This window comes from Rhizobium rhizoryzae (assembly GCF_011046895.1).
In the GTDB taxonomy this organism is placed as follows: domain Bacteria; phylum Pseudomonadota; class Alphaproteobacteria; order Rhizobiales; family Rhizobiaceae; genus Neorhizobium; species Neorhizobium rhizoryzae.
Window position 1 is genome coordinate 70,207 of record NZ_CP049250.1, and the last position, 25,228, is coordinate 95,434.

Below are 25,228 nucleotides of genomic sequence, written 5' to 3' on the forward strand. Positions count from 1 at the left end.
TTTACCACAGAGGAAAACAAGAAATCACAGGCCAGTTAATGCTGTTCATCTAAAGCAGAAAATTAACTCGCGCCCCTTAGCTTTGATCCCGATGGTTGTAAAACAGGATGACATGGCTGGTGCGGTTTCTCTCTTCACTCAATATTTTCAAGCGGGAGAGCCCCCAATATCTGACACGGCGTACGCCGCTTGCCATGGCTTTTGTCATGGTCATCGGGATCATAGCGCTCGGACTCGTCATTGATCTTGAGCGTACATCGCGGCATCAGGCCGAATTGCGCGAGTCTGCTGAACATTCTCTCGCCGACCTCGTCCAGAAAATCGACGGACATTTGCGCCGGGATCTGATGATCGCCGATAACCTGGCGAATGTCTTGCGGTATAAATCGCGTTTTTCTCCTGTACAACTGGATGACGAGGCGCGATCCGCTCTGCAGATGAACCGTCACATTCGTGCCATCGCGGTTGCGCCGGACAACAAGCTCAGCCACATCCTGACGCGCGACGGCACCATCGATCTGTCGAGCAATCAGCCGCGCCCGGACCAGCAGAACCTGCACCTGAAGATTCTGGCTCGACAGTTGAGCGGGCTTTCCCCGACGCAGGAGCCAATCCTCCTGCCGGATCCGGACCAGGATGTTCTCAACCTTGCGGTGCCTGTGCCGGGCGCAGATGAGCAATCATGGGGATCACTGGTTCTGCTGATCGACCGCAATGCATTTCTGTCGGACGTGGGCCTCGACGCCCCATCCTCCAGCGTTTCCCTGCAGCACACTGAAAGCACCCACTCGCTTCATGTTTCCATCGAGCATCGCGGACTGAATGGAACATCGCCCATTACGGGGAAACCGCATGCTGCAGACATACTTGCACTGTCGGGCCAGTTGGACCTGTTCGGAACGGGCCAGTGGCATATCCGCGCGATCCCGCAGGCGGGCTGGGACGCTGCGCCCGAAGATCTGGTTCCTTTCCGCATCTTCCTGACGCTGACAGGCTTGGCAGTCATCGTTCCCATCATCATCGCAGCCTTCCTGATCGGCGAGCGCAACCGCAATATCCAGATGCTGAAGGCACGCGAGGCCAATCTTCTGGAGCTATCGCAGCGTTTCAACCTCGCCATGGAAACGTCGAACATCGGCATCTGGGAAGTGAAGGCAGACAACCACCTGATCTGGGACGAGCGGGCAGCCACCCTGCACGGTAAGACTCCCGATATGGAGGCCAACAGGCTTGAGGAATGGCTGGATCTGATCGTGCCGGACGATCTTGCCGCGGCAGAGGCCCATTTCTTCACGGCGATCTGTTCTTCGGAACCTTGCACGAATATCTACCGCATCCGCACTGCTCAGGGCGAGATCCGTTATCTGCGATCGGCGGGCGCAAGCTATCGCAAGAGCGACCTGACGACCCACACCACGGGCATCGTCTGGGATGTTACGTCCGACATGATGGTCAACAAGACGCTGCTGGAAGCCAAGGCCGACAGCGACATCAAGAATGCCGAGCTTGAGCTGGCGCTCGATGAGCTTTCGAACCGCGAGCAGGAACTGGAAGAACTGTCGACACGCCTGAATTTGGCGCTCGCTTCCTACAATTGCGGTATCTGGGAATCCATACCCTATGGCGGAGCGGAAATATGGGATGAGCGCATGTGTCAGCTCTACGGCATTCCGGAGGCTGGGCGCACGGTCGACCATGGAACCTGGATCAGCATGATCCATCCAGAAGACCGATTCATGGCGCGTGGTCTTGTCAGGGAGGGTCCCAATGATCTTTCTGCCAAACCGCTGACGGTGCGCGTTCCCCAACCGGATGGAAGCATCCGGTATGTCCGATCCATCGGCAAGATGCATCCGATGCGTGATGGTTCCACCAAACTCGTCGGGATTGCCTTCGACGTGACCGGCGACATGCTGATGACCCAGCAGTTGCAGGCCGCAAAGCGGGAAGCCGAAGCGAAGAACGTCGAACTGGAACTGGCAAAACATCGGATCGAGCACAATGCTCTGCATGATCCACTGACCGGTCTTGCCAATCGCCGGAAGCTCGACATCGAACTCGATGCGCTGACCCAGCAAAGCCGTGCTCAACGCATGCAGGTCTCGATCCTGCATCTTGACCTCGACCGTTTCAAGCAGATCAATGATACGCTGGGCCATGCGGCGGGCGACGCCATGCTGGTCTATGCGGCGCAGATCCTGACGCGCAACGTCAGCGGCAAGGACGTGGTTGCGCGGATCGGCGGCGACGAATTCGTTATCCTCATACAGGGGGAAAGCGACGCCGACGCCGTGGCCGAGCTTTCGAACCGAATCATCACGGAAATCCGCCAGCCACTTGATTTCGAGGGCTTTTCCTGTCGCTGCGGCGTTTCCATCGGCATTGCACAGGCCAGTGGAACGCGCATCGATGGACGCAAGATGCTGGTCAATGCGGATATCGCACTCTACAGGGCGAAAAATCTCGGCAGAAACCGCTACGAGTTCTTCACGCAGAACCTGCAGTCTGAAATCATTACCCAGAAACGAACCGCCGACGAGCTTCTGACCGCTATCGAAGAGCAGCAGTTCGTGACCTGGTACCAGCCGCAATTCTGCGCGAACAGCATGAAGCTGACCGGCGTGGAAGCACTCGTACGGTGGCGTCATCCGCATCGCGGCATTCTGGCGCCGGATGCATTCCTCGGCATCGCGGAAGACCTGAACGTCACTGCGACACTCGACCAGATCGTTCTCGAAACTGTTCTCAAGGACCAGATGCGGTGGGCGGCGGCCGGGATCGACGTGCCGAAGGTATCGGTCAACGTTTCTTCGAAGCGTCTTAAGGACGAGGGTCTCATCGAAACGCTGAAAACGCTCCAGATCACGCCCGGACGCATCTCCTTCGAACTCATCGAGTCGATCTTCCTGGACGAAAGCGAAGATGGCGTGACCGCCAATCTGGATCGCATCAAGGCCCTTGGGATCGACATCGAGATCGATGATTTCGGGACGGGGCATACCTCGATTGTCAGCTTGCTGAAGCTCAGACCGAAGCGCTTGAAGATCGACCGCCAGCTCGTGATGCCAATCCTGGAGTCCCGTCAGGAGCTGACGCTCGTTCGCGCGATCATCGACATCGCCAAATCGCTTGGGGTCGAGACCGTGGCTGAAGGCGTGGAGACAATGCAGCACGCCAAGGTGCTGAGGGACATGGGCTGCGACCTGTTGCAGGGCTACGCCTTTTCGCGTCCCCTTCCCTATGAAAACTTCAGCACCATGGCGATGGCAGGCTTCCGACAGGCAAGCTGATCCAGACGGGTGCAGGACCGGCGAACGGATTGCCCGATAAAAGGGCTTTCCTCGTGCCAGTCTTTTCCACTATGACAAACCCGATTTCAAAGGGAGCGGCTCTTCGCCGCCGAATGGTCGGGTCTCATGTCGCACAACACATTTGGTCATCTCTTCCGCGTTACAACCTGGGGTGAAAGCCATGGTCCTGCGCTTGGCTGTGTGGTGGATGGCTGCCCTCCCGGCATCACCTTCACACTTGAAGACCTTCAGGTGTTCCTTGACAAGCGCAAGCCGGGTCAATCCCGCTTCGTGACGCAGCGCCGCGAGGACGATATCGTCAAGGTTCTGTCAGGTGTGATGCTCTCCGACGATGGTGTGACGATGACCACGACCGGCACGCCGATCTCGATGCTGATCGAAAATACCGACCAGCGCTCCAAGGATTATGGCGACATCGCGCGCCGCTATCGCCCCGGCCATGCCGACTTTGCCTATGACCTGAAATATGGAATTCGCGACTATCGCGGTGGCGGACGGTCTTCGGCCCGCGAAACAGCAGCACGCGTGGCCGCCGGAGCGCTGGCGCGCAAGGTCATTCCCGGTGTGACCATTCGGGGTGTCCTGACCCAGATCGGCAAACACAAGATCAACCGCAACAACTGGGATTGGGCGCAGGTCGACCAGAACCCCTTCTTCTGCCCGGATGCTGCCATGGTGCCGGTCTGGGAAGAGTATCTGGATGGCATTCGCAAGTCTGGCTCGTCCATCGGCGCGGTGATTGAAGTCGTGGCGGAAAATGTGCCCGCCGGTCTGGGTGCGCCGATCTATTCCAAGCTCGACCAGGATATCGCCTCGCTGCTGATGTCGATCAATGCGGTGAAGGGCGTCGAGATCGGTGAAGGCTTTGCCTCGGCGGAACTGAGCGGTGAAGAAAATGCCGACCAAATGCGCATGGGCAACGACGGCAAGCCGCTGTTTCTCTCCAACCATGCAGGCGGCATTCTGGGCGGCATTTCCACGGGTCAGCCCATCGTCGCCCGCTTCGCCGTAAAGCCCACCTCCTCAATCCTCACGGAGCGCCAGTCGATCGATGCCGACGGCAACAATGTGGATGTGCGCACCAAGGGTCGCCATGACCCCTGCGTTGGCATTCGCGCTGCGCCGATTGGTGAAGCCATGGTCGCCTGCGCCATCGCCGACCACTATCTGCGCGACCGTGGCCAGGTGGGAAAGGTGCGCGCCTGAACCACGCTGCGGTTTACCGCCCGACGATCATAGCCATGCCGACGGACCGAGGAGCCGTTTCCTTGAAGCCGAACTGTTCGTAAAGACGATTTGCGGGTACATCTGCAATCAGGCTCACATAGGCTGTGGCCGGAAGATTCTGACGGATATAATCGGTCAGCGCGCCCATGATCTTCTTGCCGAGACCCTTGCCCTGGTGTGTAGGGTCCACGGCGATATCCGTAATCTGGAAGAAACACCCGCCATCGCCGATGATGCGGCCCATGCCGACAACATCATCGCCCAAATAGATCGAAACGCCGAAAACCGTGCCCTTCAGCCCTTTGCGGGAGGCCTCTTCCGAAAATGGCGTCAATCCCGATATGGTTCGCAGACGCATGTAATCGCCAAGTTCGGGAAAGTTTGAAACAACAGCGTAACCACTCAATTCATTCACTCCTTCAGGCACCGGCCAGCCAGCCATCGGCATAGTTCACCCCTTCCACACCGGTGAAGCGCGCAAGCCGCAAAAGCTCTGCGTTCAGGCGCTCCAACCGTCCGGTGGATAGCTTGACGCCCGGCTCCAGCCACAGCCGCTTGACGCCAAGAAGGCTTGTCTTGCGGTCGGCCTTCATATCGATGCGCCCAATCATCCGATCCGCTTCCAGCAGCGGGAAAACGTAGTAGCCATATTGCCGCTTGGGTTCGGGCACGAAAATCTCGATGCGATAGAAGAAGCCGAACAGGCGTTCGGCGCGGTTGCGATCCCGCAGCAGTGGATCGAACGGTGACAGGACGCGGATCCGCTGCGGCGGCACAGGGGGTTCCAGAATTGCGGGCAGTTGCTCCTTCAGCGCAAAGGAAGGACGTGACGTGCCATCGACACAGGCAATGGAGACCAGTTGCAATTCCTCTCGGTGGCTATCCACCCAGGTTTTCGCCTCCTGCGGGGACACCAGCGCCCAGAAGGCAGCGATTTCTCCATGCGTTGCAAAACCAAGCCGGGAAAGCGCCGAGCGACAGGCCCAATCGACGAATTCATCGTGGCTGACCTCCGGCTCATAGTGATGCGGCGGAATGACCCGCTCCGCCAGATCATAGACTTTCTGAAAGTTTTCCCGCCGCGCGATGGCGAGCTTGCCGGTATGCCATAGAAATTCGAGCGCAGTCTTCGAGGGATGCCAGTTCCACCAGCCGCCGCCTTTGTGATCCTCCGCTTTCACATCACGCGACATGGTGGCCCCCAGCGTGCGGATGCGCTGATAGGTTGCCTCGAAAGCGCGGTCGAACCCCTCCCCCTGCCACTTGGCCCAGTTTTCCATGATCTTTGCCTCGCGGCGGACAAAGCGATGCTTCCAATAGGGAAAGAAGGCGGACGGAATGACCGAGGCATCATGCGTCCAGTGTTCAAACAGGCTTCTCTCTTTCTCCAGCAGCCGGACGAGATCCTCCCTCCGATAGGTCTGGTTGCGGGAGAACAGGATCTGGTGATGGGCGCGCTCCACGGTCTGGACGCTATCGACCTGAACAAAGCCGAGATCCTCGATCAGCCGCTGCAGCCCCTGCAAACCAAGCGCGCGATTTGGCGCGGCGGCAAGGCCTTGCCGCTCCAGAAACATTCGCCGTGCACGCTCGTTTTCAATCAGAATCGTCATAATTCTCACGCTAGCGCTTGTTCTTGTTTTGTTCAATGCGGCGCGTCGATTTTTCCGTATTCAGACAGGCATTCCCCTGATCGAAGCGGAGCGTTATAGAGACTGCGGAAACGGATAGAGGCCTTCACGGTTGCGCATTCAACTTGAAAACGCGGGTTTGAGCTTTGGAGAACGGGTGGCGCTTCATCCGCTTTCTCTCGAATTGACTGAACACCGGATCGGCGTGATTGGCCTGAACGGTTCCGGCAAGACCAGTTTTGCCCGGCTGATTGCCGGACTTGCCAAATCCACGCGCGGCAAGATTCTCATCGATGGTCTGGATTGGGCCGAGGACGGTGATGCCTTGCGCGGACGTATTGGCTTCATTTTCCAGAACCCGGGACACCAGATCATTCTTCCAGTGATTGAGGATGACGTGGCGCTTGGCCTGAAGAGCCGAGGCGTCAAGGGACCGGAGGTGAGCCGGCGTGTTGGCGCAGTGCTCCAGCGGTTCGGGATCGAGGATCTTGCAAGGCGGCGTCCGCATGAATTGTCCGGCGGCCAGTTGCAACTGGCGGCACTGGCGGCGGTGACGGTGACGGAGCCGGATCTGCTACTGTTCGACGAGCCGACCAATCAACTGGACCTGCGCAACCGGGCCATCGTCAAGGACACGATTGGCGACTTGGCCGAACAGGCCATTGTGGTGAGCCATGATCTGGATCTGGTCGCAGGCTTCGAGCGAGTGCTGGTGTTTCACGAAGGTCGGATCGTTTTCGATGGCTGGGGTCACGAAGCGATCCGTTTCTATTGCGAGCTGGTCGGATGCTGAACAGCCTCCACATCGAGGGGGAAAGCTGGCTTCACCGGATGGGAACCGGCTGGAAGCTTTTCGCGCTGCTGGTGCTCAGCCTCGTGCTCACGCTCATCAGCAACCTGCCGCTGCTTGCAGCCGCGCTTGTCGCTTCGCTTATGGTTTCGCGCAGTATCGGCATGACGGAGAGGATGCTCTGGCAGAGAACGAAGCCGGTGCTCCTGACGATTGCCTTTCTTGCACTTGTCAACATGGTGCTCCTGTCGCCGCGCGACGGTCTGGTCATTCTCCTACGCCTGCCTGCCATCCTGTTTTTTGCCAGTGCCGTGACGGCAAGCACATCCCTCTCTGCGTTCATCGATACACTGACGCGAGCCGCCATGCCGCTGGAAAGGCTTGGCCTCATCAGAGCGGCGGATCTGGGTCTGGCGCTTGGCCTTGTCCTGCGCTTCGTTCCTGAGATTCATGCGCGCTACGGGGCCTTGAAGGATGCGCACAAGGCACGCGGTATTCCGGTGAAGCTGCATCGCCTGCTCGGTCCGCTGATCATTTCAACCCTCAAGGATGCGGATAGCATTGCCGACGCGATTGACGCACGCGGCATTCGAGGCCAGAAAAGCCGCCATTGATCTTTTTTAAAAGAGGCGCTCAGCCTCGACAGGAGTTTTCATGTCCACCAGAGATCTCGTGCTTGCGGCGCTGTTTACCGCCATCATCGTTGTTCTGGGCCTGATTCCGCCGGTTCCGCTGGCGTTTCTGCCGGTGCCGATCACCGCGCAATCCATGGGTGTCATGCTGGCAGGCTGCATCATCGGCGCTAGGCGCGGTGCGCTGGCCTATGTTCTGCTCGTCGTGCTGGTGGCGGTCGGCCTGCCGGTCCTGTCCGGCGGTCGCGGCGGTCTTGCCGTCCTCATGGGACCGACAGCAGGCTACATCTTCGGCTGGATTGTCGGCACCTTCGTCACTGGCCTTCTCGCTCAGCGACTCGTCAGCGAAAGCCAGCCCGCGCTGCGCCAGATGGCGGGTTTCCTGATTGCGGGCGTCGTGGGCGGCATTGTCGTCGTCTATGCCATCGGCATGCCCTGGCTGAGCTTCATTACCGGCACGCCTTTCGACAAGGTCGTCACCGGCTCGGTCGTCTTCCTGCCCGGCGACATCCTGAAGGCTGTGATCGCATCGCTTGCCGCACGCGCCGTCATGGTCGGTTATCCGCTGCTTCCACAGCGCGCCTGATCAATCCAGGAAGCGATACAGCCAGTCACGCAGGTCTTCGGGAAGCGGTGCCGGGGCGCCGCTTTGCCGGTCGCAGGCGCTCCAGATGATTTCGGCCTCCGCCACCTGTTCCGCACCCCGGTGCATGAGGATGGAAAAGCCGGCGGAGCGCCCGCCGATCTTGCTGACCCGCACGGTGGTTTCGATCCGATCGCCAAAGCGCACGGCTCGCAGAAGATTGCAGCTGACCTTCGAGACATAGAAGGCCGGATCGGTGTCCAGCGGTTCACGCTGGTCCCAGAAGCGCGCGAGCGCCTCTTCCGCATGAATGATATAGGCCGCGCTGAACATTTCGCCGCGCATGCCGACATCTCGAAACGGCACTTCGAACACATGCCGGTTGTTGATCTGTTTCGCCGTCATTCTGCCCCTCAACCGGTCTCCCGGTCTTCCACCCGTTCCAGACATTAAAGAGGACAGACGCGCCCCTCACAAGCAGGAAGCGGTGGGTGGCGGGTTTCGACGTCTTGAAATCTCATCACTTATAAGCCATTTCGGTGACGCCCGCCTTTTTGGTTGAAGCGGCAGGAGGCCGAGTGCATGACGACCCGCCTGTACGAAAACAAGATTTTCCTCGAACACAATACGCCAGAAGGCCATCCCGAGCGCGCCGACCGGCTGCGCTCGCTGGCGCTGGCGCTGGAGCACCCGAACTTCGAACGGCTGGAGCGTGTGCAGGCACCCCAGGCCAACGAGGATGCCGTTCTGCTGGCGCATCCGGAAGAGCACCTGTTCTCCGTCATGCGTGAAATTCCCGAAGAGGAAAACCGCATCCGCCAGATCGAAGCGGATACGCATGTCAGCCAGAAGAGCCTGCAGGCGGCGCTGACCGGCATTGGCGGGGCCATTGCCGCCGTGGATGATGTGTTCAACGGCAAGGCGGACAATGTGTTCGTGGCCTCCCGCCCCCCGGGCCATCATGCCGAAAAGTCAAAGGCCATGGGCTTTTGCCTGTTCAACAATGTGGCGATTGCGGCCCGCCATGCGCAGAAGACCTATGGTGTCGAGCGCGTCGCCATTGTCGACTGGGATGTGCATCACGGCAATGGAACGCAGGATATTTTCTGGGACGATCCGAACGTGCTGTTCTGTTCCACGCACCAGATGCCGCTCTACCCGTGGACGGGTGAGCTTGGCGAAACGGGAGCGCACAACAACATCATCAATGCGCCGCTCGAGCCGCATGCGGCGGGCGATCATTTTCGCGAAGCATTCTCCACCCGCGTTCTGCCCGCGCTTCACAACTTTCGTCCGGATTTCCTGCTGATCTCGGCAGGCTTCGACGCACATCACCGCGATCCGCTGGCGCAGATCAATCTGGTTGGCGATGATTTCGACTGGGCGACCGGGCGTTTGATGGAAATTGCCGGACGCTATGCGGGCAACCGCCTCGTAAGCCTTCTCGAAGGGGGCTATGATCTTGAAGGACTGGCGGAATCCGCCGGACTTCACATTTGCAGACTGATGAAGGGTTGATGATGAGCGACAGTGCAGCAAACCAGGATGTGGGCAGCCTGAGCTTCGAAAAGGCGGTGGCCGAGCTGGAAGGTATCGTGACACGGCTTGAGCGGGGCGATGTGGCGCTGGACGAATCCATCGCCATCTACGAGCGGGGCGAAGCGCTCAAGAAACATTGCGAAACGCTTCTCAATGCAGCGGAAAACCGTATCGAGAAAATCCGTCTCGACCGGGCTGGCAAGCCGCAGGGAGCAGAGCCTCTCGACGGCGAATAATCGCAGACCAGTTGGGAACCTGAACGGGGCTCCCGCCGTTTCCGGGCCATGGCAAGAGATACCGGACCCCGCGCCCGCAAGGGCATGATCAGCTTCGTTGTTACCATTTTCGTCGTGGCCCTCATATTGGCCGCGATCTACATGATCGGTTTCACGCCCGGCGAGACGAATTGATCGGCGTCACCGCACTTGCGTGACACGATGATCGATGGCGTTCAGGGATCGATCAACATGCCCTTCGAACACCAGTGCCTGTTCGTCCTGCACCAGCGATATGGCGGGCTGACCGTTCAGCCTCACATGCAGCGATTGCGACAACCCTTCCTCGATACCGCCCGTCAGGAGATCGTAGAAGCGGTTGCCCGGTCCGGTGATCGCAACCGGCATGTCGCCTGCAAGGCTCAGCACGCGCGACAACCCCTGCCCCAGCGCAAGACCCGCCTGACGGAAGGCATATTGCGCCATGCGATTGCCCTGACGTGCCGACTGGGCAATCTTTTCCATTTCTACAAGCGGAACGAACTTGGCGGGTATAGTGTTCGGCGGCACCTGGAACGCCAAGCGCAGGATGCCGTAGAAACCGGCCGATGCCTCGATACAGCCATAGGCGCCGCAGCGACAGAGCCGGTTGTCGGGAGCATTCAGCATATGTCCGAAATTCGGGGCGGTCGTCATGATTTCGCCTGCCTCCATGCGCGCAATGCCGAGGCCTATGCTGTGGCCAAGCGACAGGGCAACAAGCCCGTTCGGCGGCATTTCCGATCTCGACGATTGGCGCCGTGCCAGGGCCTGAACCACGAGCAGGGTTTCATTGCTGAGCGACAGGTGGCAATTGGGATAGGCATCGGCCAGCACTGAAAAATCCACCTCTTCGCGTCCGAGAACCGGCGACCAGACAAGCCTGCCAACCTCCGGCTCCACGATGCCCTTGCTGCTCAAGGAGAGCTGGCTGAAAGCCTCCGGCGGAAGCTTGGAGCGCCCCAGAAGCCTGGCGAGCGATGCGGCCATATCCTGCAGAAGCGGACCCGCCTTCGCAACGTTGACATCCCGAACCGTGCTGAACCGGTCAATCAGCTTGCCGCGGTAATCAGAAAGCGCGTAGTGCAGCGCATCCGAAGAGATCTGCACCGAAACCGCATAGGCAAACCCGGCAGCCCGCTCGAACAAGACGCGCGGCCGCCCTCGCCCGCTGGGCGCGCTCTGCTCCTGCCGCTCGATGGCGCCTGCCTTTTCCAGATCGACCGTGACCGCCGTGACCGTGGCAGAGGCAAGGCCTGTCAGTTCCGAAAGCTCCGTATGGGAAAGCGCGCCCTTTAGCCGCAACACGCCCAGCACGGCCAGCATGTTCTGGCGGCGCAGAAGCTCGGTGCCGGGCTTTGCCGTAGAAAAGCGTAGTCCCTGAACCTCGTCTCCGGTCGGCGAAGATTTCACCCACATGATTTCACAACTATCACCACTCGAAAGGGCTGTTGACACCCTGACAATCATCTGCCAGATATTTTCTCGACTGTCGAGAAAAACAATTTCCAGCATGGGAGCGGAGGTTGTCGACGGTATTTGGGCGGGGGAGGAGCGGACCGAGGTCCGAGGCTGCCTCGTATTCACTCGGGAGGTTTTAATGAAATCAGTTCTGAAGCTGATGGCCGCTGCTGCTGTCATCACCGCTGTTCACGCACCGGCTTTTGCCAAGGATCTCGTCGTTGGCGTATCCTGGTCCAACTTCCAGGAAGAGCGTTGGAAGACCGACGAAGCGGCCATCAAGAAGGCGCTCGAAGCCGCTGGCGCGAAGTATATTTCTGCTGACGCCCAGACATCTGCTGCCAAGCAGCTGACCGACATCGAAAGCCTGATCTCGCAGGGCGCCAACGCCCTCATCGTTCTGGCGCAGGATTCGTCCGCTATCGGCCCGGCCATTGAAAAGGCAACCAACGAAGGCATTCCGGTCATCGGCTACGACCGCCTGATCGAAAACCCGAAGACCTACTACATCACCTTCGACAACAAGGAAGTCGGTCGCCTTCAGGCCAAGGAAGTCTTCAAGGTCAAGCCGCAGGGCAATTACGTGTTCATCAAGGGTGGCTCCACCGACCCGAACGCTGATTTCGTCTTCTCTGGTCAGCAGGAAGTGCTGAAGGACGCCATCGCTTCCGGCAAGGTGAAGAATGTCGGCGAAGCCTATACGGATGGCTGGAAGCCGGAAATTGCCCAGAAGAACATGGAGCAGTTCCTGACCAAGAACAACAACAAGGTCGATGCAGTCGTTTCCTCGAACGACGGTATGGCCGGTGGCGTTGTGGCCGCTCTCGAAGCGCAGGGTCTTGCCGGTTCCGTTCCGGTCTCCGGTCAGGATGGCGACAAGGCCGCTCTGAACCGTATCGCGCTTGGCACCCAGACCGTTTCTGTCTGGAAGGACAGCCGCGAACTGGGCAAGAAGGCTGGCGAAGTGGCCGTGGCACTTGCCAAGGGCACCAAGATGGAAGCGCTTCCGGGCACACAGAAGTTCAAGGGCGGCGCCAAGGGCGTTGAAATGAACTCCGTATTCCTGACGCCGATCGCCATTACCAAGGACAACCTGAACATTGTTCTCGATGCTGGCTGGATCTCCAAGAAGGAGCTTTGCCAGGGTGTAAAGGCTGGTTCCGTCAAGGTCTGCAGCTAAGCTCGGACTTTAGAAGTCGATCATCGGCAACAAAAGTTCCGCAAGGGACGTCGCAGCACACCTGCGGCGTCCTTCGCTCGCGGAGGCTTGCCGACAAGAAGAGGGAGTTCAAGGCTTATGACGGATCAAACCATTCCGGTCGCCATCAAACCCGCCAGTGGCGCTCGCGCGGCACCCGGCAACCCGCTCAAGCGCTTCTTCCAGGCAACGGAAATCGACACGCGCCTTCTCGGCATGGTCGTTGCCATGCTGTTGATCTGGCTTGGTTTCCACGTTCTGTCGGACGGCCTGTTCCTGACATCGCGCAACCTCTGGAACCTCTCGGTCCAGGCGGCCTCCGTTTCCGTCATGGCAACGGGCATGGTGCTGGTGATCGTGACGCGCAATATCGACCTCTCCGTCGGCTCGATCCTCGGTTTCGTCGGCATGATCATGGCCGTGACGCAGACAAAGTTCCTGCCCGCATGGCTTGGCTATGACCACCCCATGACATGGATCCTGGCGCTGAGCGTCGGCATCGTTCTGGGCGCCGCCATCGGCGCATTTCAGGGCGCAATCATCGCCTTTCTCAATGTTCCCTCCTTCATTGTTACGCTTGGCGGCCTGCTGGTCTGGCGCGGCGCGGCCTGGATGGTGACGAGCGGTGCGACCGTTGCACCCATGGACACCAAATTCCGCCTGATGGGCGGCGGCGCGGATGGCTCCATCGGGGCAACCGCCAGCTGGATCGTCGGCGTCATCGCCTGCGGCTTCATCGTGCTGTCCATCCTGCATTCGCGCAAGCAGCGCAAGCGCTTCGGCTTTCCGTTGAAGCCGATCTGGGCCGAATTCTTCGTCGGCATTGCCAGCTGCGGCATCGTGCTCGGCGCAGTGAAGGTTCTCAACAGCTATTACATGCCGGTCAATCTGGCCCGCCGCTATGCGGAAGAGAATGGCATTGCCTGGCCGGAAAACGGTCTCGACATTCCGCTCGGCATCGCTATTCCGGTCCTGATTGCGCTCAGCATTGCCATCGGCATGAACTTCCTGACGAACCGCACGCGCTTTGGCCGCTACGTCTTCGCCATCGGTGGCAACCCGGAAGCAGCAGAACTGGCCGGCATCAAGACCCGCTGGGTGACCGTTCGCCTGTTTGCACTGATGGGAGCGCTCTGCGCCATCGCAGCCGCGATTTCTACCGCCCGCCTCAACGCCGCCACCAATGCACAAGGCACGCTGGACGAGCTTTATACCATTGCCGCAGCCGTGATCGGCGGCACGTCGCTGGCCGGTGGCGTGGGCACCATTGCCGGTGCGGTTCTGGGCGCGCTGGTCATGCAATCGCTGAATTCCGGCATGGTTCTGCTTGGCATGGATGCGCCCTTGCAGAGCATCGTGATCGGCATGGTGCTGGTGCTGGCGGTCTGGCTTGACACCATCTATCGCGCAAGAGCCCGCTAGAAGGAGCAGGAAAAATGACGCAAGACAAAACACCTCTGGTGGAAATGCGCGACGTTTCCATCTCCTTCGGCGGCATTCACGCTGTCGATGGTGCCTCGGTGGATCTCTTCCCCGGCGAAGTCGTGGCTCTTCTCGGCCACAACGGTGCGGGCAAATCCACCCTGATCAAGATCCTCTCCGGCGCTTATCGCCGGGATTCAGGCGAAATCCTCATCAATGGCGAAGCGGCTGATATCAACAACCCGCGCGATGCCAAGAAATACGGTATCGAGACCATCTACCAGACCTTGGCCGTGGCCGATAACGTCGATGCTGCCGCCAACCTCTATCTCGGCCGCGAGCTTCGCACGCCCTGGGGTACGCTGGACGATGTGGCGATGGAAGCCAAGGCGCGTGAGGTTATGGGGCGTTTGAACCCCAACTTTCAGCGCTTCAAGGAGCCGGTGAAGGCATTGTCCGGCGGTCAGCGCCAGTCTGTTGCCATTGCCCGCGCCATTCTGTTCGACGCCCGTATCCTCATCATGGACGAGCCAACGGCAGCGCTTGGACCGCAGGAAACGGCGCAGGTTGGTGAACTGATCACCCAGCTGAAGCGCGAAGGCATCGGCATCTTCCTGATCAGCCACGACATTCATGACGTGTTCGATCTGGCAGACCGGGTATTCGTGATGAAGAACGGCCGCGTGGTGGGCCATGCGCGCACTGAGGATGTGACCAAGGACGAAGTTCTCGGCATGATCATCCTGGGCAAGGTGCCGCCGGGTGCCACCGCCGGTCCCGGCGCCATGCAGATGGCGTGAGGGTAGCATTTTTGAAATCGAGCGGCGGGCCATGTGCTCGCCGTTTTTCGTTCACCCCTCCCGCAGCTTCGCTGCGACCTCCCCCTCAAGGGGAGGTGGGAGAATGCGTCACCCAGTGAAATCTGGTCTCACCCGAGGCAGTCCAGAACACCAAAGCTAAAGTAGGAACAAGTGCAGGCTACATATTCCCACCTCCCCTTGAGGGGGAGGTCGGCGCGGCGCGCCGGGTGGGGTGATGCACTGTTTCGCCGTGCAGCTCGATCCTACCCTCCCTCACCTGCCCCTGAGTACACCGGCCAGCGTGTGAATATGGGCGGCACCGATGCCGCAGCAGCCGCCAATGAAGCTGGCGCCCGCATCCGCCCAGTTGCAGGCAAAGCGGGAATAGGCATCGTCCGTCAGGTCCTTGCGGGTTTCGTGCAGGCCTTCGTTGGCGGCGCTGTCATCCGCATCGGCCTCGAAAGCATTGGCGTAGACGCCGATTTCGATCGGGACGCCTTTTTCCTTGAAGATGGCGGACGCCGTGCGCACCGCCGCTTCCATGACTTCCGGCTTGGCGCAGTTGAACATCAGCGCCTCAGCGCCGGAACCTGCCGCCCAGAGCGCTGCATCGGCCACCGTCTCGCCAGAGCGAAGTTTCGGTTCGCCGCCTTTCACCTGCGCCTCGTCATCCGCCAGCGTGAACGAGATCCAGAAGGGCTTGCCCGTATCTTTCACCGCGACACGCACCGCTTCGCCCTCGGCAATCAGGCTCAGCGTTTCGCCCAGCCAGACATCCGCATAGGCGTCGAGGTTTTCCACCAGCACCGAAAGATAATCCTGCACGCGGGAAGGATCGAAATTTTCCGGCTCGTAGGAGCCGAAGATCGGTGGCAGACCACCCGCGACCGTCACCGGACGACCAGCCTTCTCCGCTGCCTGTCGCGCCAGTTCGCCAGAGAGACGAATGAGCGCCGGGCCTTCCTTGGAAAAACGCTCTTCGCCGATGTGGAACGGCACCAGCGCATAGGAATTGGTGGTGATGACATCGGCACCGGCGGCGATGAATTCCTCATGCACCTGCCGCACGATCTGCGGGCTATTGATCAGCGCCAGCGCCGACCATTCCGGCTGCTTGAGTTCAGCGCCAAGACGCAGGAGTTCCCGGCTCATGCCGCCATCGAGAATTTTGAGCGTCGTCATAGGGTTACCTCATGGAATACAAACTGAAGCTCAGCGCCGGATCGGCACCTGTGCTTCGACAAACTTGAAACTGCGGGCAATCACGGCCGTCAGCGCGACATAGAACAAGGTCACCACGATCAGCGGCTCATAGACCAGCAGCGTGTCCTGCCGCACCTTGTAGGCGACCGCATAGAGATCCATGACCGTGACGGTGAAGGCGAGCGGCGTTGATTTCAATTGCAGCACCACCTCGCCCGCAATGGTGGGCAGCGCGATGCGGATGGCGCGTGGCAACCAGATACGGCGCACCAGCGTGAACGGGCCCATGCCAACCGCGCGGCCCGCTTCCAGCTCGCCCTTGGGCACCGAGAGAAGCGCGCCCCGCAGGATGACGGCCTGATAAGCGGCAAAATTCAGCGTGAACGAGACCGCCGCGAAGAAGAAGCCCTCGCGCAGGATGGGCCAGAGAAAGCTTTGTCTGAGGCCCGGCACCAATGGCAGGAGCGAGCCGACACCGTAATAGAGCAGCCAAAGCTGGATGAGCAGCGGTGTGCCGCGCAGGAAGGTGCAATAGGCCCGCGAGAGATTGCGGGATATCAGCCCGCCGGACACCTGCGCGAAGGCGAGGCCGATGGCGAGCACGAAGCCCACGGATACGGAAATCGCGAGCAGCGACACGGTCTGTATCGCGCCGTCGATCAGAAGCGGCCAATATTTCGCAATCCAGTCGAACCTCATCTCGCCCTCCTCAGCTCAACTGTGGCTGGCCGCGTCGCACGCGGCGTTCCAGTGCGGTGAAAACGAGGTTCGAGACGAGCGTGATGGCCAGATAGAGAAAGGCCGCCGCAAGGAAGAACAGGAAATATTGCTTGGTATTCGCCCCTGCCAGCCTGGTTGCCAGCGCCAGTTCCTGATAGCCGACCACGGCGACCAGAGCGCTATCCTTGATGATGGACATCCAGAGGTTTGCCATGCCGGGCAGCGCATTCGGCAACAGTGCCGGAAGGGTGACGCGGCGAAAGGCAAGGAAGGGCGAGAAGCCGAAAGCCCTGGCAGCATCGATCTGGCCGGAGGGAATTGCCAGAACCGCCCCACGAAGCACTTCCGTCATATAGGCCCCTTGCACGAAGCCAAGGACAGATACGGCGGCGACAAAGCCGTTTATTTCGATGGTGGGCAGGGAAACCGCCGTAAGCAGCCGGTTCAGCCCGTCTGTGCCGGCATAGTAGAGACCAACGATGAGAATGAGTTCCGGCACCGCGCGAATGATGGCCGTGTAGGCATTCAGCCCAAACACCAATGCACGATTGCCGGAAAGCTTGCCCAACGCACCGGCAAGGCCAATAGCCAGACCGATAGCGTAGGCGCAGGCCGAGATGGCGACGGTGGAGAGAGCGCCGGTCAGCAGCAAGCCGCCCCATCCCGGAGGATAGGGAGACAGCAGTTCCCAAACGCTCATCTGGCTCGCCGCCATCAAGGCTACCTCTTACTTTGCGCCGTAGACGTCGAAATCGAAATATTTCTTCGTGATTTCGTCGTATTTTCCACTGGCGCGCACGGCGGCAATGGCCGCGTTGAGCTTCGCCTTCAGCTCGGTATCGCTCTTGCGTACACCGCCGCCGACACCGATACCCAGAACGGCCGGATCAGCATCAACATTGCCCATGTCGGCGCAGCAATTCTTGCCTGTTTCGCTCTTCAGGAAATCGCCCAGAACGATGGAATCGGCAAACACATAGTCGATGCGGCCATTGGCCAGATCCTGCAGAGCTTCATCCAGGGTCTGATAGGTCTTTTCGTCTGCCTGCTTGGCGAAATACTTCTTGTAGTATTCCGTCTGGATGGTCGAGACCTGAATGCCGATGGTCTTGCCCTTCACCGCATCGGCCGTGGCACCCGGCTTCTGGTCCTTGGGGCCGATGAGCTTGCTCGGCGTATTGTAGTATTTGTTGGTGAAGTCGATCGTCTTCAGGCGCTCATCGGTGATCGACATGGACGCCCAGATCACATCCAGCTTCTTGGCTTGAAGCGCCGGAATCAAACCATCCCAGGAAGACTCCACGATCGTGCATTTTTCCTTGATCTCAGCGCAGACCGCATCCATCAGCTCGATTTCCCAACCCTGCCATTTGCCACTGGCATCCTTGGCGAAAAAGGGCGGATAGGCTTCATTCAAGATTCCAAAGCGCACCTCAGCCTGAGCGGCAAAGGCTGAGGCAATGAAAGCTGCGCCAGCGAGAAGGAGAGAAAAAGGCTTCATTCGGCAAATCCTTGATGGAGTTGAATGATTAGCGGGAAAAACCGCTGGTGAAACTGCGCGCCCGCTGCGTCAGCGGGGCATCGAAAACCTGTTGCGGCGGCCCCTGTTCGGCAATCTCGCCTTTGTCGAGGAAAACGACATGGCTGGACACATCACGGGCAAAGGCCATTTCGTGCGTCACGAGAAGCATGGTGCGCCCCTCCTCTGCCAGATCGCGGATGACCTTCAACACCTCGCCGACCAGTTCCGGATCGAGCGCGGAGGTCGGCTCGTCAAACAGCATGACCGCCGGATCCATGCATAGAGCCCGCGCAATGGCAGCCCGCTGCTGCTGACCACCGGACAGGAAAGCCGGATAGACATCGCGCTTGTCGGACAGTCCCACCTTTGCCAGCAGCGCCTCAGCCTTCTCGATGGCTTCGCGGCGTGACTTTCCCTGAACATGGATCGGGGCTTCAATGAGGTTTTCCAGAACCGTGCGATGAGCCCAGAGATTAAAGCTCTGGAAGACCATGCCAAGCCCGGTGCGCAGCCGCTCCAGCTGGCGGCGATCAACCGGCTCCAATCCCCCCTGGCGCGCGGGCTTCAGCTTCAGCTCCTCGCCTGCCACGATGATGCGGCCTTGGTCCGGCTTTTCCAGCAGGTTGATGCAGCGCAGAAGCGTGCTCTTGCCGGAACCAGACGAGCCGATGATGGAGATGACGTCGCCCTTTTGCGCCGTCAGCGAAATCCCGCGCAGCACTTCGAGACCGCCGAAGGTCTTGTGCACATTCTCGATCTGCAAGGCTGCGGTCTGTTGCGGGTTCATTCAAAACTTCTGTTGCCTGATGAGTTTGCGCACAATAAAGCTTCATTGCGCGGTTTATCCTCGCTTCATTGTTTAATGGCGCATAAAATCGTCATCTTAAAGGAACAGACGCATATTTTCCCTGCAGTTGAGGGAAAATTCGTCTCGAATGTGGTCAACGTGAGAAAGTTCTCGCAAGGAGAGGAGACCGGGTATGGCTGAAGCGCTGGATACCTTCGATCGTGCAATTCTGGACCTCGTTCAGAAGGACTGCCAGCTGAAGGCGGAAACCATTGCCGACGAGGTAGGCCTTTCCGCCTCTGCCGTGCAGCGCCGCCTGAAACGACTTCGCGACAATGGCGTCATCCAGGCGGAGGTGGCTGTCATCAACCGCAAGGCGACCAGCTTTCCGATGACCTTCATTGCGGGCATGGAAATCGAACGCGACAACTACGATGCGCTGGCCCGCTTTCGCCAGTGGGCGGAAAAACAGCCCAATGTTCAGCAGGTTTACTATGTCACCGGCCAGGTGGATCTGATCGCCATCATTACCGCGCGCGATGTGGAGCATTATGACGATATCAGCGCGCAATTGATGGCCGACAATCCGCAGATCAAGCGTATGACGACCAATGTCGTTCTGCGCGATGTAAAGACGGGCCTGTTTATTCCGGTGGAGGAGTAAGAAAAGGCCCGGATCGCTTCGATCCACATCTTGTTGACAAAGGGTTTTCCGCAATATTCCGTCATGCTCGGGCTTGTCCCGAGCATCTACAACCGATTGATTTTATTGAACGTCAGTAGATTCTCGGCACAAGGCCGAGAATGACGTCGCGGCTGTCAGGGGCGGATGGTAGGCAGATTGTCCGCAGTCGAAAACCCGGATCGCTCCGGGCCTCTTGCTTTATAGACTACCAGGTCTTGCCCTTGGCATTGGCCTGCTTGGGCTTACCCTTCTTCGCAGCGTAGGGCTTTGCCCCATCCTTGAAGGGAGCCTTGGCGGCGTAGGGCTTTGCGCCTTCCTTGCGGGCTGGCTTATCGCCGCGGGCGGGCCGATCCGGGAAAGGACGCTCGGAGAAGGAACGCTCGCCTGCCGGACGGTCTTCGTTGAACCGCTTCTTCGGCTTGTCCTTGGTCCACTCGCCGCCACGCTCGCTGCGTGCTTCGCCACGAAACTCCTTGCGGGCGTCATCGCGACCTTCTGAACGGGCGGGACGATCTTCATAGGAGCGCTTGGCAAACGGCTTGTCGTTGCTGCGGTTTTCGAACGGGCGGGAAAGATCCGGCACGCCATCCAGCTGCTTGACGCGAACGCCACGCTCCAGCGTCTTGTTCGGGCCGATGGCACCGAGGAAGTCATCCACCTGATCGGCGGCAATTTCCACAAAGGTCTCTTCCGGCTGCATCTTTATCGCGCCGATGCTGGCCTTGGTCAGGCTGCCATTGCGGCACAGCATGGGGATGAGCCAGCGCGGCTCTGCATTCTGCTTGCGGCCAACCGACAGCGAGAACCAGACGGCGGGGCCAAACTCGCCGCGCGGCGTGCGCGGTGTCGGCTCGAATTCCTGACGCTCGCGGCCACCTTCGCGAGGCTTGCGCGCATCCTTGCCCTGAACGGAAACTTCAATCAGATCCTCCGGAGCCGCATTGCGGGCGCGGTGAAGCGCCACCAGAGCCGTTGCCAGTCGCTCGGCGCCATATTGTTCAGCGAGCTTGGCGATCAGATCCTGCTCTTCCTCACGAGCCTCTTCCTGGAAGATTGCATCGTTGAGAAGGCGCTCCTGATCACGGGCGATGACTTCATCGGCGCTTGGCGGACGAACCCAGTTCGGCGTTACATCGGCGCCGCCCAGCAAACGTTCTGCCTTGCGGCGCTGGTTGACGGGCACGATAAGCGCGCTGATGCCCTTGTTTCCGGCGCGGCCCGTGCGGCCCGAACGGTGAAGCAGCGTTTCGGAATTGGTGGGGAGGTCGGCATGGATGACGACTTCGAGACCCGGCAGATCGATACCGCGGGCGGCCACATCGGTCGCGATGCAAACGCGCGCGCGGCCATCGCGCATGGCCTGCAGCGCATGGGTGCGCTCGTTCTGTGTCAGTTCGCCCGAAAGCGCCACGACCGAGAAGTTGCGGTTGCTGAGGCGCGCGGTCAGATGGTTCACATTGGCGCGCGTGGAGCAGAACACGATGGCGTTTCTGGCTTCGTAGAAGCGCAACACGTTGACGATGGCGCTCTCGCGGTCTGCGGGAGCGACGACGAGCGCACGATATTCAATGTCGGCGTGCTGCTTTTCTTCAGACGCGATCTGAATGCGCACGGCATTGTTCTGATACTGCTTGGCGAGCTTGGCGATACCGGAGGGAACGGTTGCCGAGAACATCAGCGTGCGGCGTTCTTCAGGTGCAGATTCCAGAATGAATTCCAGATCTTCGCGGAAACCGAGGTCCAGCATCTCGTCGGCTTCGTCCAGAACGGCGACGCGGATGTTGGACATATCCAGCGCGTTGCGGCGAATATGGTCGCAGATGCGGCCCGGTGTGCCGACAACGATATGGGCGCCACGTTCCAGCGCGCGGCGTTCGTTGCGGATATCCATGCCGCCCACGCAGCTGGCAATCACGGCGCCTGCCGGCTCATACAGCCAGTCGAATTCGCGCTTTACCTGAAGGGCAAGCTCACGCGTCGGCGCAATGATCAGCGCCAGTGGTGCTTCTGCACGGCCAAAACGCTCACCGTCATCCAGCAGGTTCGGCGCGATTGCGATACCGAACGCAACCGTCTTGCCAGAACCGGTCTGGGCTGACACCAGAGCGTCGGAACCGGACAGGTTTGGATCGAGCATGGCTTCCTGAACAGGCGTCAGGGTTTCATAACCGCGTTTTGACAACGCCTTGGCAATCGCCGGAACGGCGTTCTTCAGATCGGACATCACTTCTCTTTCGGAATGGGGATGAGCGCATTGGCGCGCCGCTGCCCCTAGATCGAGATCCGTTCTGAGTGCAGCGCAACATTGGGCTCTCCCTACTCATTTGTGGGGCAAATGTCAAAGCCGGGAAAGCGAGGTCTGCTAGAACCTTCTTGCATGGCTAATGCTAATATTTGCCAGATTCCTGCTCAGATCTGCCTATCGCCTCCCATGCAGACGATCTAGACTGGTTGCAAATCATTAGGAAAGCGCCCGCTCATGTCCTTCTTCCCCGGAAACGACCCCGAACCCGGCGATGCCTTTGCCTGCGATGCCATCGAAAACCTGATCATTCCGCGCTCCAGCGATATTGGCGGGTTTTCGGTGCGCCGTGCCCTGCCCACCCGCCAGCGGCGTCTCGTTGGCCCGTTCATCTTCTTCGACCGCATGGGACCGGCTGTTCTTCGTGCGGACGAGGCGCTGGATGTGAAGCCGCATCCGCATATCGGCCTCTCCACCGTGACCTATCTGTTCGACGGCGAAATCAAGCATCGCGACAGCCTCGGCACAGAACTCGTCATCCGCCCCGGCGACATAAACCTGATGACGGCAGGACGCGGCATCGTGCATTCCGAACGCACGCCGGAGAACCTGCGCGGCAATCCGCTTTCCATGTCCGGCCTTCAGACCTGGCTGGCGCTGCCGGACGACAAGGAAGAGATAGACCCTGCCTTTGCCCACACAGCCAAAAGCGACATGCCGCTGATCGATCTGGCGGGCATTTCGGGACAGGTGGTGATCGGCGCGCTGGACGGGCTGAAGTCCCCGGTCCACACCTTCACCGATACGCTTTATGTCGACCTGCGGCTGGAAGCTGGCCGCCGCTTCCCCTTCTCAGCCCTGCATGAGGAACGCGCGATCTATGTTCTATCCGGTTCGCTGGTGGTGGCGGGCGACCGGTTTGCGCAGGACCAATTGCTGGTTTTTCGCCCCGGCGACGAGATCACGCTGGAGGGCGGGCCGGAAGGCTGTCACATCATGCTGTTCGGTGGCGCGGCCCTGAACTCGAAACGCTATATCTGGTGGAATTTCGTGTCGTCTTCCAAGGAACGGATCGAGCAGGCAAAGGAAGAATGGCGCACCGGACGCTTCGATATCGTCCCCGGAGACGAAGAAGAGTTCGTGCCTTTGCCTTGAGCGGGGAATCCTATAGAAGCGCGGCAGATAACACTTGAAAAAGCCGCCTTTCCTCTCAATGTGAGAGAAAACGCAGGCTCCCGGACGCGAGAGCAGAAAAGGCCAGTTCCGTGACTTCTACCCCGAATACGCCCCTTCTGGACCAGGTGAACTGGCCCGCTGATTTGCGCAGGATCGACGATCGCGAACTGCCGCAACTCGCCCGTGAAGTGCGTGACGAGATGATTGATGCGGTTTCCAAGACCGGCGGCCATCTGGGTGCGGGGCTGGGCGTGGTGGAGCTGACCATCGCCATCCACAAGGTTTTCAATACGCCGGATGACCGGCTGATCTTCGATGTCGGCCACCAGTGCTACCCGCACAAGATCCTGACCGGACGCCGTGACCGCATTCGTACGCTGCGGCAGGAAGACGGCCTTTCCGGCTTCACCAAACGGGCGGAGAGCGAATACGACCCGTTTGGCGCGGCCCATTCCTCCACCTCCATTTCGGCAGGCCTTGGCATGGCGGTGGCGGCTGATCTTTCGGCCACGCCGCGCAACGTGATTGCCGTGATCGGTGATGGCGCGCTTTCCGCTGGCATGGCCTATGAGGCGCTGAACAATGCGGGCGCTCTGGATGCGCGGCTGATCGTCATTCTCAACGATAACGACATGTCGATTGCGCCGCCTACCGGGGCGATGAGCGCCTATCTGGCCCGCCTGGCCTCTGGCCGCACCTACATGGGCTTCCGCGAATTCGGCAAGAAGCTGACCGCCTATCTGGGCAAGAATGTCGACCGCGCCATTACCCGCGCCGTGGAGCATGCGCGCGGCTATGTGACCGGCGGCACCATGTTCGAGGAAATGGGCTTTTACCACATTGGCCCGATCGACGGGCATTCCTTCGAACACCTGCTGCCCGTGTTGCGCAATGTGCGCGACAATGCCAAGGGCCCGGTTCTGATCCACGTCGTGACGCAGAAGGGCAAAGGCTATCCCCCGGCGGAAGCGGCAGCCGACAAATATCACGGCGTCAACAAGTTCGATGTGATTACCGGCACGCAGGCGAAGGCGAAACCAAACGCGCCTGCCTATACATCCGTGTTTGCCGAAGCGCTGGTGCAGGAAGCAAAGCTGGACGAGAAGATCGTCGGCATCACCGCGGCCATGCCATCGGGCACCGGCCTCGACAAGTTGCAGAACCTGTTTCCCGAACGCACCTTCGATGTGGGCATTGCCGAGCAACATGCGGTGACCTTTGCCGCCGGTCTCGCCGCCGAAGGCTACAAGCCTTTCTGCGCGCTCTATTCCACCTTCCTGCAACGTGGTTACGATCAGGTGGTGCACGATGTGGCGATCCAGGGTCTGCCCGTGCGCTTCCCCATTGACCGCGCCGGTTTCGTGGGTGCCGATGGTCCCACGCATGCGGGTTCGTTTGATACTGGCTTCCTCGCCTCCCTCCCCGGCTTCGTGGTGATGGCTGCAGCTGACGAGGCGGAGCTGAAACACATGGTACGCACGGCTGCCGCCTACAATGACGGCCCGATTTCCTTCCGCTATCCGCGCGGCGAAGGCGTGGGCGTGGACATGCCGGAGCGCGGCGAAATTCTCGAGATCGGCAAGGGCCGCGTGATGAAGCAGGGTACGAAGGTTGCGCTGCTTTCCTTCGGCACACGCCTTGCCGACTGTCTGCTGGCGGCGGAAGACCTCGACGCCGCGGGTCTTTCAACCACGGTTGTGGATGCGCGCTTTGCCAAGCCGCTGGATCACGACCTCATCCGCCAGCTTGCCCGCCACCACGAGATTGTGGTGACGGTTGAAGAAGGCGCAATCGGCGGCTTCGGCTCCCAGGTCATGCACTTCCTCGCCAATGATGGACTGCTGGACAGCGGCCTCAAAATCCGTTCGCTGGTGCTGCCTGATCTCTGGATGGATCAGGCCAAGCCGGAAACCATGTATGCCAAGGCAGGCCTCGACCGCGCCGGCATCGTGAAAACCGTGTTCGACGCGCTGGGCCGTGGGGCGAAGGTGGGTGCGGCTGGGTGAGGTGTGCCTATTTTAATCGGATCAGAATTTAGGCAACGC

At 59.8% G+C, this 25,228-nt stretch carries 24 protein-coding genes; 14 read left to right on the forward strand and 10 right to left on the reverse strand.

Going from position 1 to position 25,228, the window contains the following annotated elements:
- Window positions 1-194 precede the first annotated feature (194 nt).
- Both G6N80_RS06695 and aroC read left to right on the forward strand, forming a co-directional pair.
- Window positions 195-3,290 (forward strand): bifunctional diguanylate cyclase/phosphodiesterase, encoded by a 3,096-nt coding sequence (locus tag G6N80_RS06695; RefSeq protein WP_165136930.1) that lies wholly within the window; start codon window positions 195-197, stop codon window positions 3,288-3,290.
- Between the two features lie 126 nt (window positions 3,291-3,416).
- Window positions 3,417-4,517: a chorismate synthase gene (gene aroC / locus G6N80_RS06700; RefSeq protein ID WP_165132527.1), complete on the forward strand. Its 1,101-nt coding sequence runs from the start codon at window positions 3,417-3,419 to the stop codon at window positions 4,515-4,517.
- 13 nt (window positions 4,518-4,530) lie between these two features.
- On the opposite strand, the gene G6N80_RS06705 is transcribed toward aroC, so the two are convergent.
- Both G6N80_RS06705 and G6N80_RS06710 read right to left on the reverse strand, forming a co-directional pair.
- The gene (locus G6N80_RS06705) at window positions 4,531-4,896 is read right to left on the reverse strand and encodes a GNAT family N-acetyltransferase (RefSeq protein WP_062553254.1); all 366 of its coding nucleotides are present in this window, start codon (window positions 4,894-4,896) and stop codon (window positions 4,531-4,533) included.
- 61 nt (window positions 4,897-4,957) lie between these two features.
- Window positions 4,958-6,151: a winged helix-turn-helix domain-containing protein gene (locus G6N80_RS06710; protein ID WP_165132530.1), complete on the reverse strand. Its 1,194-nt coding sequence runs from the start codon at window positions 6,149-6,151 to the stop codon at window positions 4,958-4,960.
- A gap of 130 nt (window positions 6,152-6,281) precedes the next feature.
- Here G6N80_RS06710 and G6N80_RS06715 point away from each other — a divergent pair, with 130 nt between their 5' ends.
- From G6N80_RS06715 to G6N80_RS06725, 3 genes are read left to right on the forward strand one after another with little or no spacing between them, the layout of a single operon-like run.
- Window positions 6,282-6,962: an energy-coupling factor ABC transporter ATP-binding protein gene (locus G6N80_RS06715; RefSeq protein WP_062553032.1), complete on the forward strand. Its 681-nt coding sequence runs from the start codon at window positions 6,282-6,284 to the stop codon at window positions 6,960-6,962.
- Window positions 6,956-7,573: an energy-coupling factor transporter transmembrane component T family protein gene (locus G6N80_RS06720; RefSeq protein WP_156379028.1), complete on the forward strand. Its 618-nt coding sequence runs from the start codon at window positions 6,956-6,958 to the stop codon at window positions 7,571-7,573. The genes G6N80_RS06715 and G6N80_RS06720 overlap by 7 nt, the downstream gene beginning before the upstream one ends.
- A gap of 40 nt (window positions 7,574-7,613) precedes the next feature.
- The gene (locus tag G6N80_RS06725) at window positions 7,614-8,177 is read left to right on the forward strand and encodes a biotin transporter BioY (RefSeq protein ID WP_165132533.1); all 564 of its coding nucleotides are present in this window, start codon (window positions 7,614-7,616) and stop codon (window positions 8,175-8,177) included.
- Here G6N80_RS06725 and G6N80_RS06730 read toward each other — a convergent pair whose 3' ends face one another.
- A complete protein-coding gene (locus tag G6N80_RS06730; protein WP_062553034.1) occupies window positions 8,178-8,579 on the reverse strand; it encodes an acyl-CoA thioesterase in 402 nt (133 codons plus the stop codon). It abuts the gene before it with no gap.
- Between the two features lie 177 nt (window positions 8,580-8,756).
- Here G6N80_RS06730 and G6N80_RS06735 point away from each other — a divergent pair, with 177 nt between their 5' ends.
- From G6N80_RS06735 to G6N80_RS23490, 3 genes are read left to right on the forward strand one after another with little or no spacing between them, the layout of a single operon-like run.
- Window positions 8,757-9,692, forward strand: a complete 936-nt coding sequence (locus G6N80_RS06735) for a histone deacetylase family protein (RefSeq protein ID WP_062553035.1) — start codon at window positions 8,757-8,759, stop codon at window positions 9,690-9,692.
- A gap of 2 nt (window positions 9,693-9,694) precedes the next feature.
- Window positions 9,695-9,949: an exodeoxyribonuclease VII small subunit gene (locus G6N80_RS06740; RefSeq protein ID WP_062553256.1), complete on the forward strand. Its 255-nt coding sequence runs from the start codon at window positions 9,695-9,697 to the stop codon at window positions 9,947-9,949.
- Window positions 9,950-9,997: 48 nt separating this feature from the next.
- Entirely contained in the window at window positions 9,998-10,123 is a 126-nt protein-coding gene (locus tag G6N80_RS23490; protein ID WP_280139161.1) for a hypothetical protein, read from the forward strand.
- 6 nt (window positions 10,124-10,129) lie between these two features.
- Here G6N80_RS23490 and G6N80_RS06745 read toward each other — a convergent pair whose 3' ends face one another.
- Window positions 10,130-11,386 (reverse strand): ROK family protein, encoded by a 1,257-nt coding sequence (locus tag G6N80_RS06745; RefSeq protein WP_376748550.1) that lies wholly within the window; start codon window positions 11,384-11,386, stop codon window positions 10,130-10,132.
- 181 nt (window positions 11,387-11,567) lie between these two features.
- Between G6N80_RS06745 and xylF the strand changes: the two genes are divergently transcribed.
- The 3 genes from xylF (at window position 11,568) to G6N80_RS06760 (ending at window position 14,848) form a co-directional block, all read left to right on the forward strand.
- Window positions 11,568-12,608 (forward strand): D-xylose ABC transporter substrate-binding protein, encoded by a 1,041-nt coding sequence (gene xylF / locus G6N80_RS06750; RefSeq protein WP_062553036.1) that lies wholly within the window; start codon window positions 11,568-11,570, stop codon window positions 12,606-12,608.
- Window positions 12,609-12,725: 117 nt separating this feature from the next.
- A complete protein-coding gene (locus G6N80_RS06755) occupies window positions 12,726-14,048 on the forward strand; it encodes a sugar ABC transporter permease (RefSeq protein WP_062553037.1) in 1,323 nt (440 codons plus the stop codon).
- 14 nt (window positions 14,049-14,062) lie between these two features.
- Window positions 14,063-14,848, forward strand: coding sequence for an ATP-binding cassette domain-containing protein (locus G6N80_RS06760; RefSeq protein WP_062553038.1), 786 nt, complete (start codon window positions 14,063-14,065; stop codon window positions 14,846-14,848).
- A 273-nt stretch (window positions 14,849-15,121) separates the two neighbouring features.
- On the opposite strand, the gene G6N80_RS06765 is transcribed toward G6N80_RS06760, so the two are convergent.
- Genes G6N80_RS06765 through G6N80_RS06785 form a run of 5 tightly spaced genes read right to left on the reverse strand, consistent with a single transcriptional unit; the run spans window position 15,122 to window position 19,080 of the window.
- The gene (locus tag G6N80_RS06765) at window positions 15,122-16,030 is read right to left on the reverse strand and encodes a homocysteine S-methyltransferase family protein (RefSeq protein WP_165132538.1); all 909 of its coding nucleotides are present in this window, start codon (window positions 16,028-16,030) and stop codon (window positions 15,122-15,124) included.
- Window positions 16,031-16,060: 30 nt separating this feature from the next.
- Window positions 16,061-16,750: an ABC transporter permease gene (locus G6N80_RS06770; protein WP_062553040.1), complete on the reverse strand. Its 690-nt coding sequence runs from the start codon at window positions 16,748-16,750 to the stop codon at window positions 16,061-16,063.
- Between the two features lie 10 nt (window positions 16,751-16,760).
- Window positions 16,761-17,486: an ABC transporter permease gene (locus G6N80_RS06775; protein ID WP_165132541.1), complete on the reverse strand. Its 726-nt coding sequence runs from the start codon at window positions 17,484-17,486 to the stop codon at window positions 16,761-16,763.
- A gap of 12 nt (window positions 17,487-17,498) precedes the next feature.
- Window positions 17,499-18,272 carry a transporter substrate-binding domain-containing protein gene (locus G6N80_RS06780; protein WP_165132544.1) on the reverse strand — a complete coding sequence of 258 codons (774 nt, stop codon included), beginning with the start codon at window positions 18,270-18,272 and terminating at the stop codon, window positions 17,499-17,501.
- Between the two features lie 28 nt (window positions 18,273-18,300).
- Entirely contained in the window at window positions 18,301-19,080 is a 780-nt protein-coding gene (locus G6N80_RS06785; protein WP_165132547.1) for an ABC transporter ATP-binding protein, read from the reverse strand.
- A 193-nt stretch (window positions 19,081-19,273) separates the two neighbouring features.
- Between G6N80_RS06785 and G6N80_RS06790 the strand changes: the two genes are divergently transcribed.
- Window positions 19,274-19,744, forward strand: coding sequence for an Lrp/AsnC family transcriptional regulator (locus G6N80_RS06790; protein ID WP_062553044.1), 471 nt, complete (start codon window positions 19,274-19,276; stop codon window positions 19,742-19,744).
- A gap of 226 nt (window positions 19,745-19,970) precedes the next feature.
- On the opposite strand, the gene G6N80_RS06795 is transcribed toward G6N80_RS06790, so the two are convergent.
- The gene (locus G6N80_RS06795; protein ID WP_165132550.1) at window positions 19,971-21,989 is read right to left on the reverse strand and encodes a DEAD/DEAH box helicase; all 2,019 of its coding nucleotides are present in this window, start codon (window positions 21,987-21,989) and stop codon (window positions 19,971-19,973) included.
- A 255-nt stretch (window positions 21,990-22,244) separates the two neighbouring features.
- Between G6N80_RS06795 and G6N80_RS06800 the strand changes: the two genes are divergently transcribed.
- Both G6N80_RS06800 and dxs read left to right on the forward strand, forming a co-directional pair.
- Window positions 22,245-23,162: a pirin family protein gene (locus G6N80_RS06800; protein WP_062553046.1), complete on the forward strand. Its 918-nt coding sequence runs from the start codon at window positions 22,245-22,247 to the stop codon at window positions 23,160-23,162.
- A gap of 110 nt (window positions 23,163-23,272) precedes the next feature.
- Window positions 23,273-25,189 carry a 1-deoxy-D-xylulose-5-phosphate synthase gene (dxs, locus tag G6N80_RS06805; protein ID WP_062553047.1) on the forward strand — a complete coding sequence of 639 codons (1,917 nt, stop codon included), beginning with the start codon at window positions 23,273-23,275 and terminating at the stop codon, window positions 25,187-25,189.
- Window positions 25,190-25,228 lie beyond the last annotated feature (39 nt).

Bases quoted from the DNA above. Each gene is read 5' to 3' on its own strand.
- G6N80_RS06695 (WP_165136930.1), top strand. From the start codon at position 195: ATGGCTTTTGTCATGGTCATCGGGATCATAGCGCTCGGACTCGTCATT.
- aroC (WP_165132527.1), top strand. From the start codon at position 3,417: ATGTCGCACAACACATTTGGTCATCTCTTCCGCGTTACAACCTGGGGT.
- G6N80_RS06705 (WP_062553254.1), bottom strand. From the start codon at position 4,896: ATGCGTCTGCGAACCATATCGGGATTGACGCCATTTTCGGAAGAGGCC.
- G6N80_RS06710 (WP_165132530.1), bottom strand. From the start codon at position 6,151: ATGACGATTCTGATTGAAAACGAGCGTGCACGGCGAATGTTTCTGGAG.
- G6N80_RS06720 (WP_156379028.1), top strand. From the start codon at position 6,956: ATGCTGAACAGCCTCCACATCGAGGGGGAAAGCTGGCTTCACCGGATG.
- G6N80_RS06725 (WP_165132533.1), top strand. From the start codon at position 7,614: ATGTCCACCAGAGATCTCGTGCTTGCGGCGCTGTTTACCGCCATCATC.
- G6N80_RS06730 (WP_062553034.1), bottom strand. From the start codon at position 8,579: ATGACGGCGAAACAGATCAACAACCGGCATGTGTTCGAAGTGCCGTTT.
- G6N80_RS06735 (WP_062553035.1), top strand. From the start codon at position 8,757: ATGACGACCCGCCTGTACGAAAACAAGATTTTCCTCGAACACAATACG.
- G6N80_RS06740 (WP_062553256.1), top strand. From the start codon at position 9,695: ATGAGCGACAGTGCAGCAAACCAGGATGTGGGCAGCCTGAGCTTCGAA.
- G6N80_RS23490 (WP_280139161.1), top strand. From the start codon at position 9,998: ATGGCAAGAGATACCGGACCCCGCGCCCGCAAGGGCATGATCAGCTTC.
- G6N80_RS06745 (WP_376748550.1), bottom strand. From the start codon at position 11,386: ATGTGGGTGAAATCTTCGCCGACCGGAGACGAGGTTCAGGGACTACGC.
- xylF (WP_062553036.1), top strand. From the start codon at position 11,568: ATGAAATCAGTTCTGAAGCTGATGGCCGCTGCTGCTGTCATCACCGCT.
- G6N80_RS06755 (WP_062553037.1), top strand. From the start codon at position 12,726: ATGACGGATCAAACCATTCCGGTCGCCATCAAACCCGCCAGTGGCGCT.
- G6N80_RS06760 (WP_062553038.1), top strand. From the start codon at position 14,063: ATGACGCAAGACAAAACACCTCTGGTGGAAATGCGCGACGTTTCCATC.
- G6N80_RS06765 (WP_165132538.1), bottom strand. From the start codon at position 16,030: ATGACGACGCTCAAAATTCTCGATGGCGGCATGAGCCGGGAACTCCTG.
- G6N80_RS06770 (WP_062553040.1), bottom strand. From the start codon at position 16,750: ATGAGGTTCGACTGGATTGCGAAATATTGGCCGCTTCTGATCGACGGC.
- G6N80_RS06775 (WP_165132541.1), bottom strand. From the start codon at position 17,486: ATGGCGGCGAGCCAGATGAGCGTTTGGGAACTGCTGTCTCCCTATCCT.
- G6N80_RS06780 (WP_165132544.1), bottom strand. From the start codon at position 18,272: ATGAAGCCTTTTTCTCTCCTTCTCGCTGGCGCAGCTTTCATTGCCTCA.
- G6N80_RS06785 (WP_165132547.1), bottom strand. From the start codon at position 19,080: ATGAACCCGCAACAGACCGCAGCCTTGCAGATCGAGAATGTGCACAAG.
- G6N80_RS06790 (WP_062553044.1), top strand. From the start codon at position 19,274: ATGGCTGAAGCGCTGGATACCTTCGATCGTGCAATTCTGGACCTCGTT.
- G6N80_RS06795 (WP_165132550.1), bottom strand. From the start codon at position 21,989: ATGTCCGATCTGAAGAACGCCGTTCCGGCGATTGCCAAGGCGTTGTCA.
- G6N80_RS06800 (WP_062553046.1), top strand. From the start codon at position 22,245: ATGTCCTTCTTCCCCGGAAACGACCCCGAACCCGGCGATGCCTTTGCC.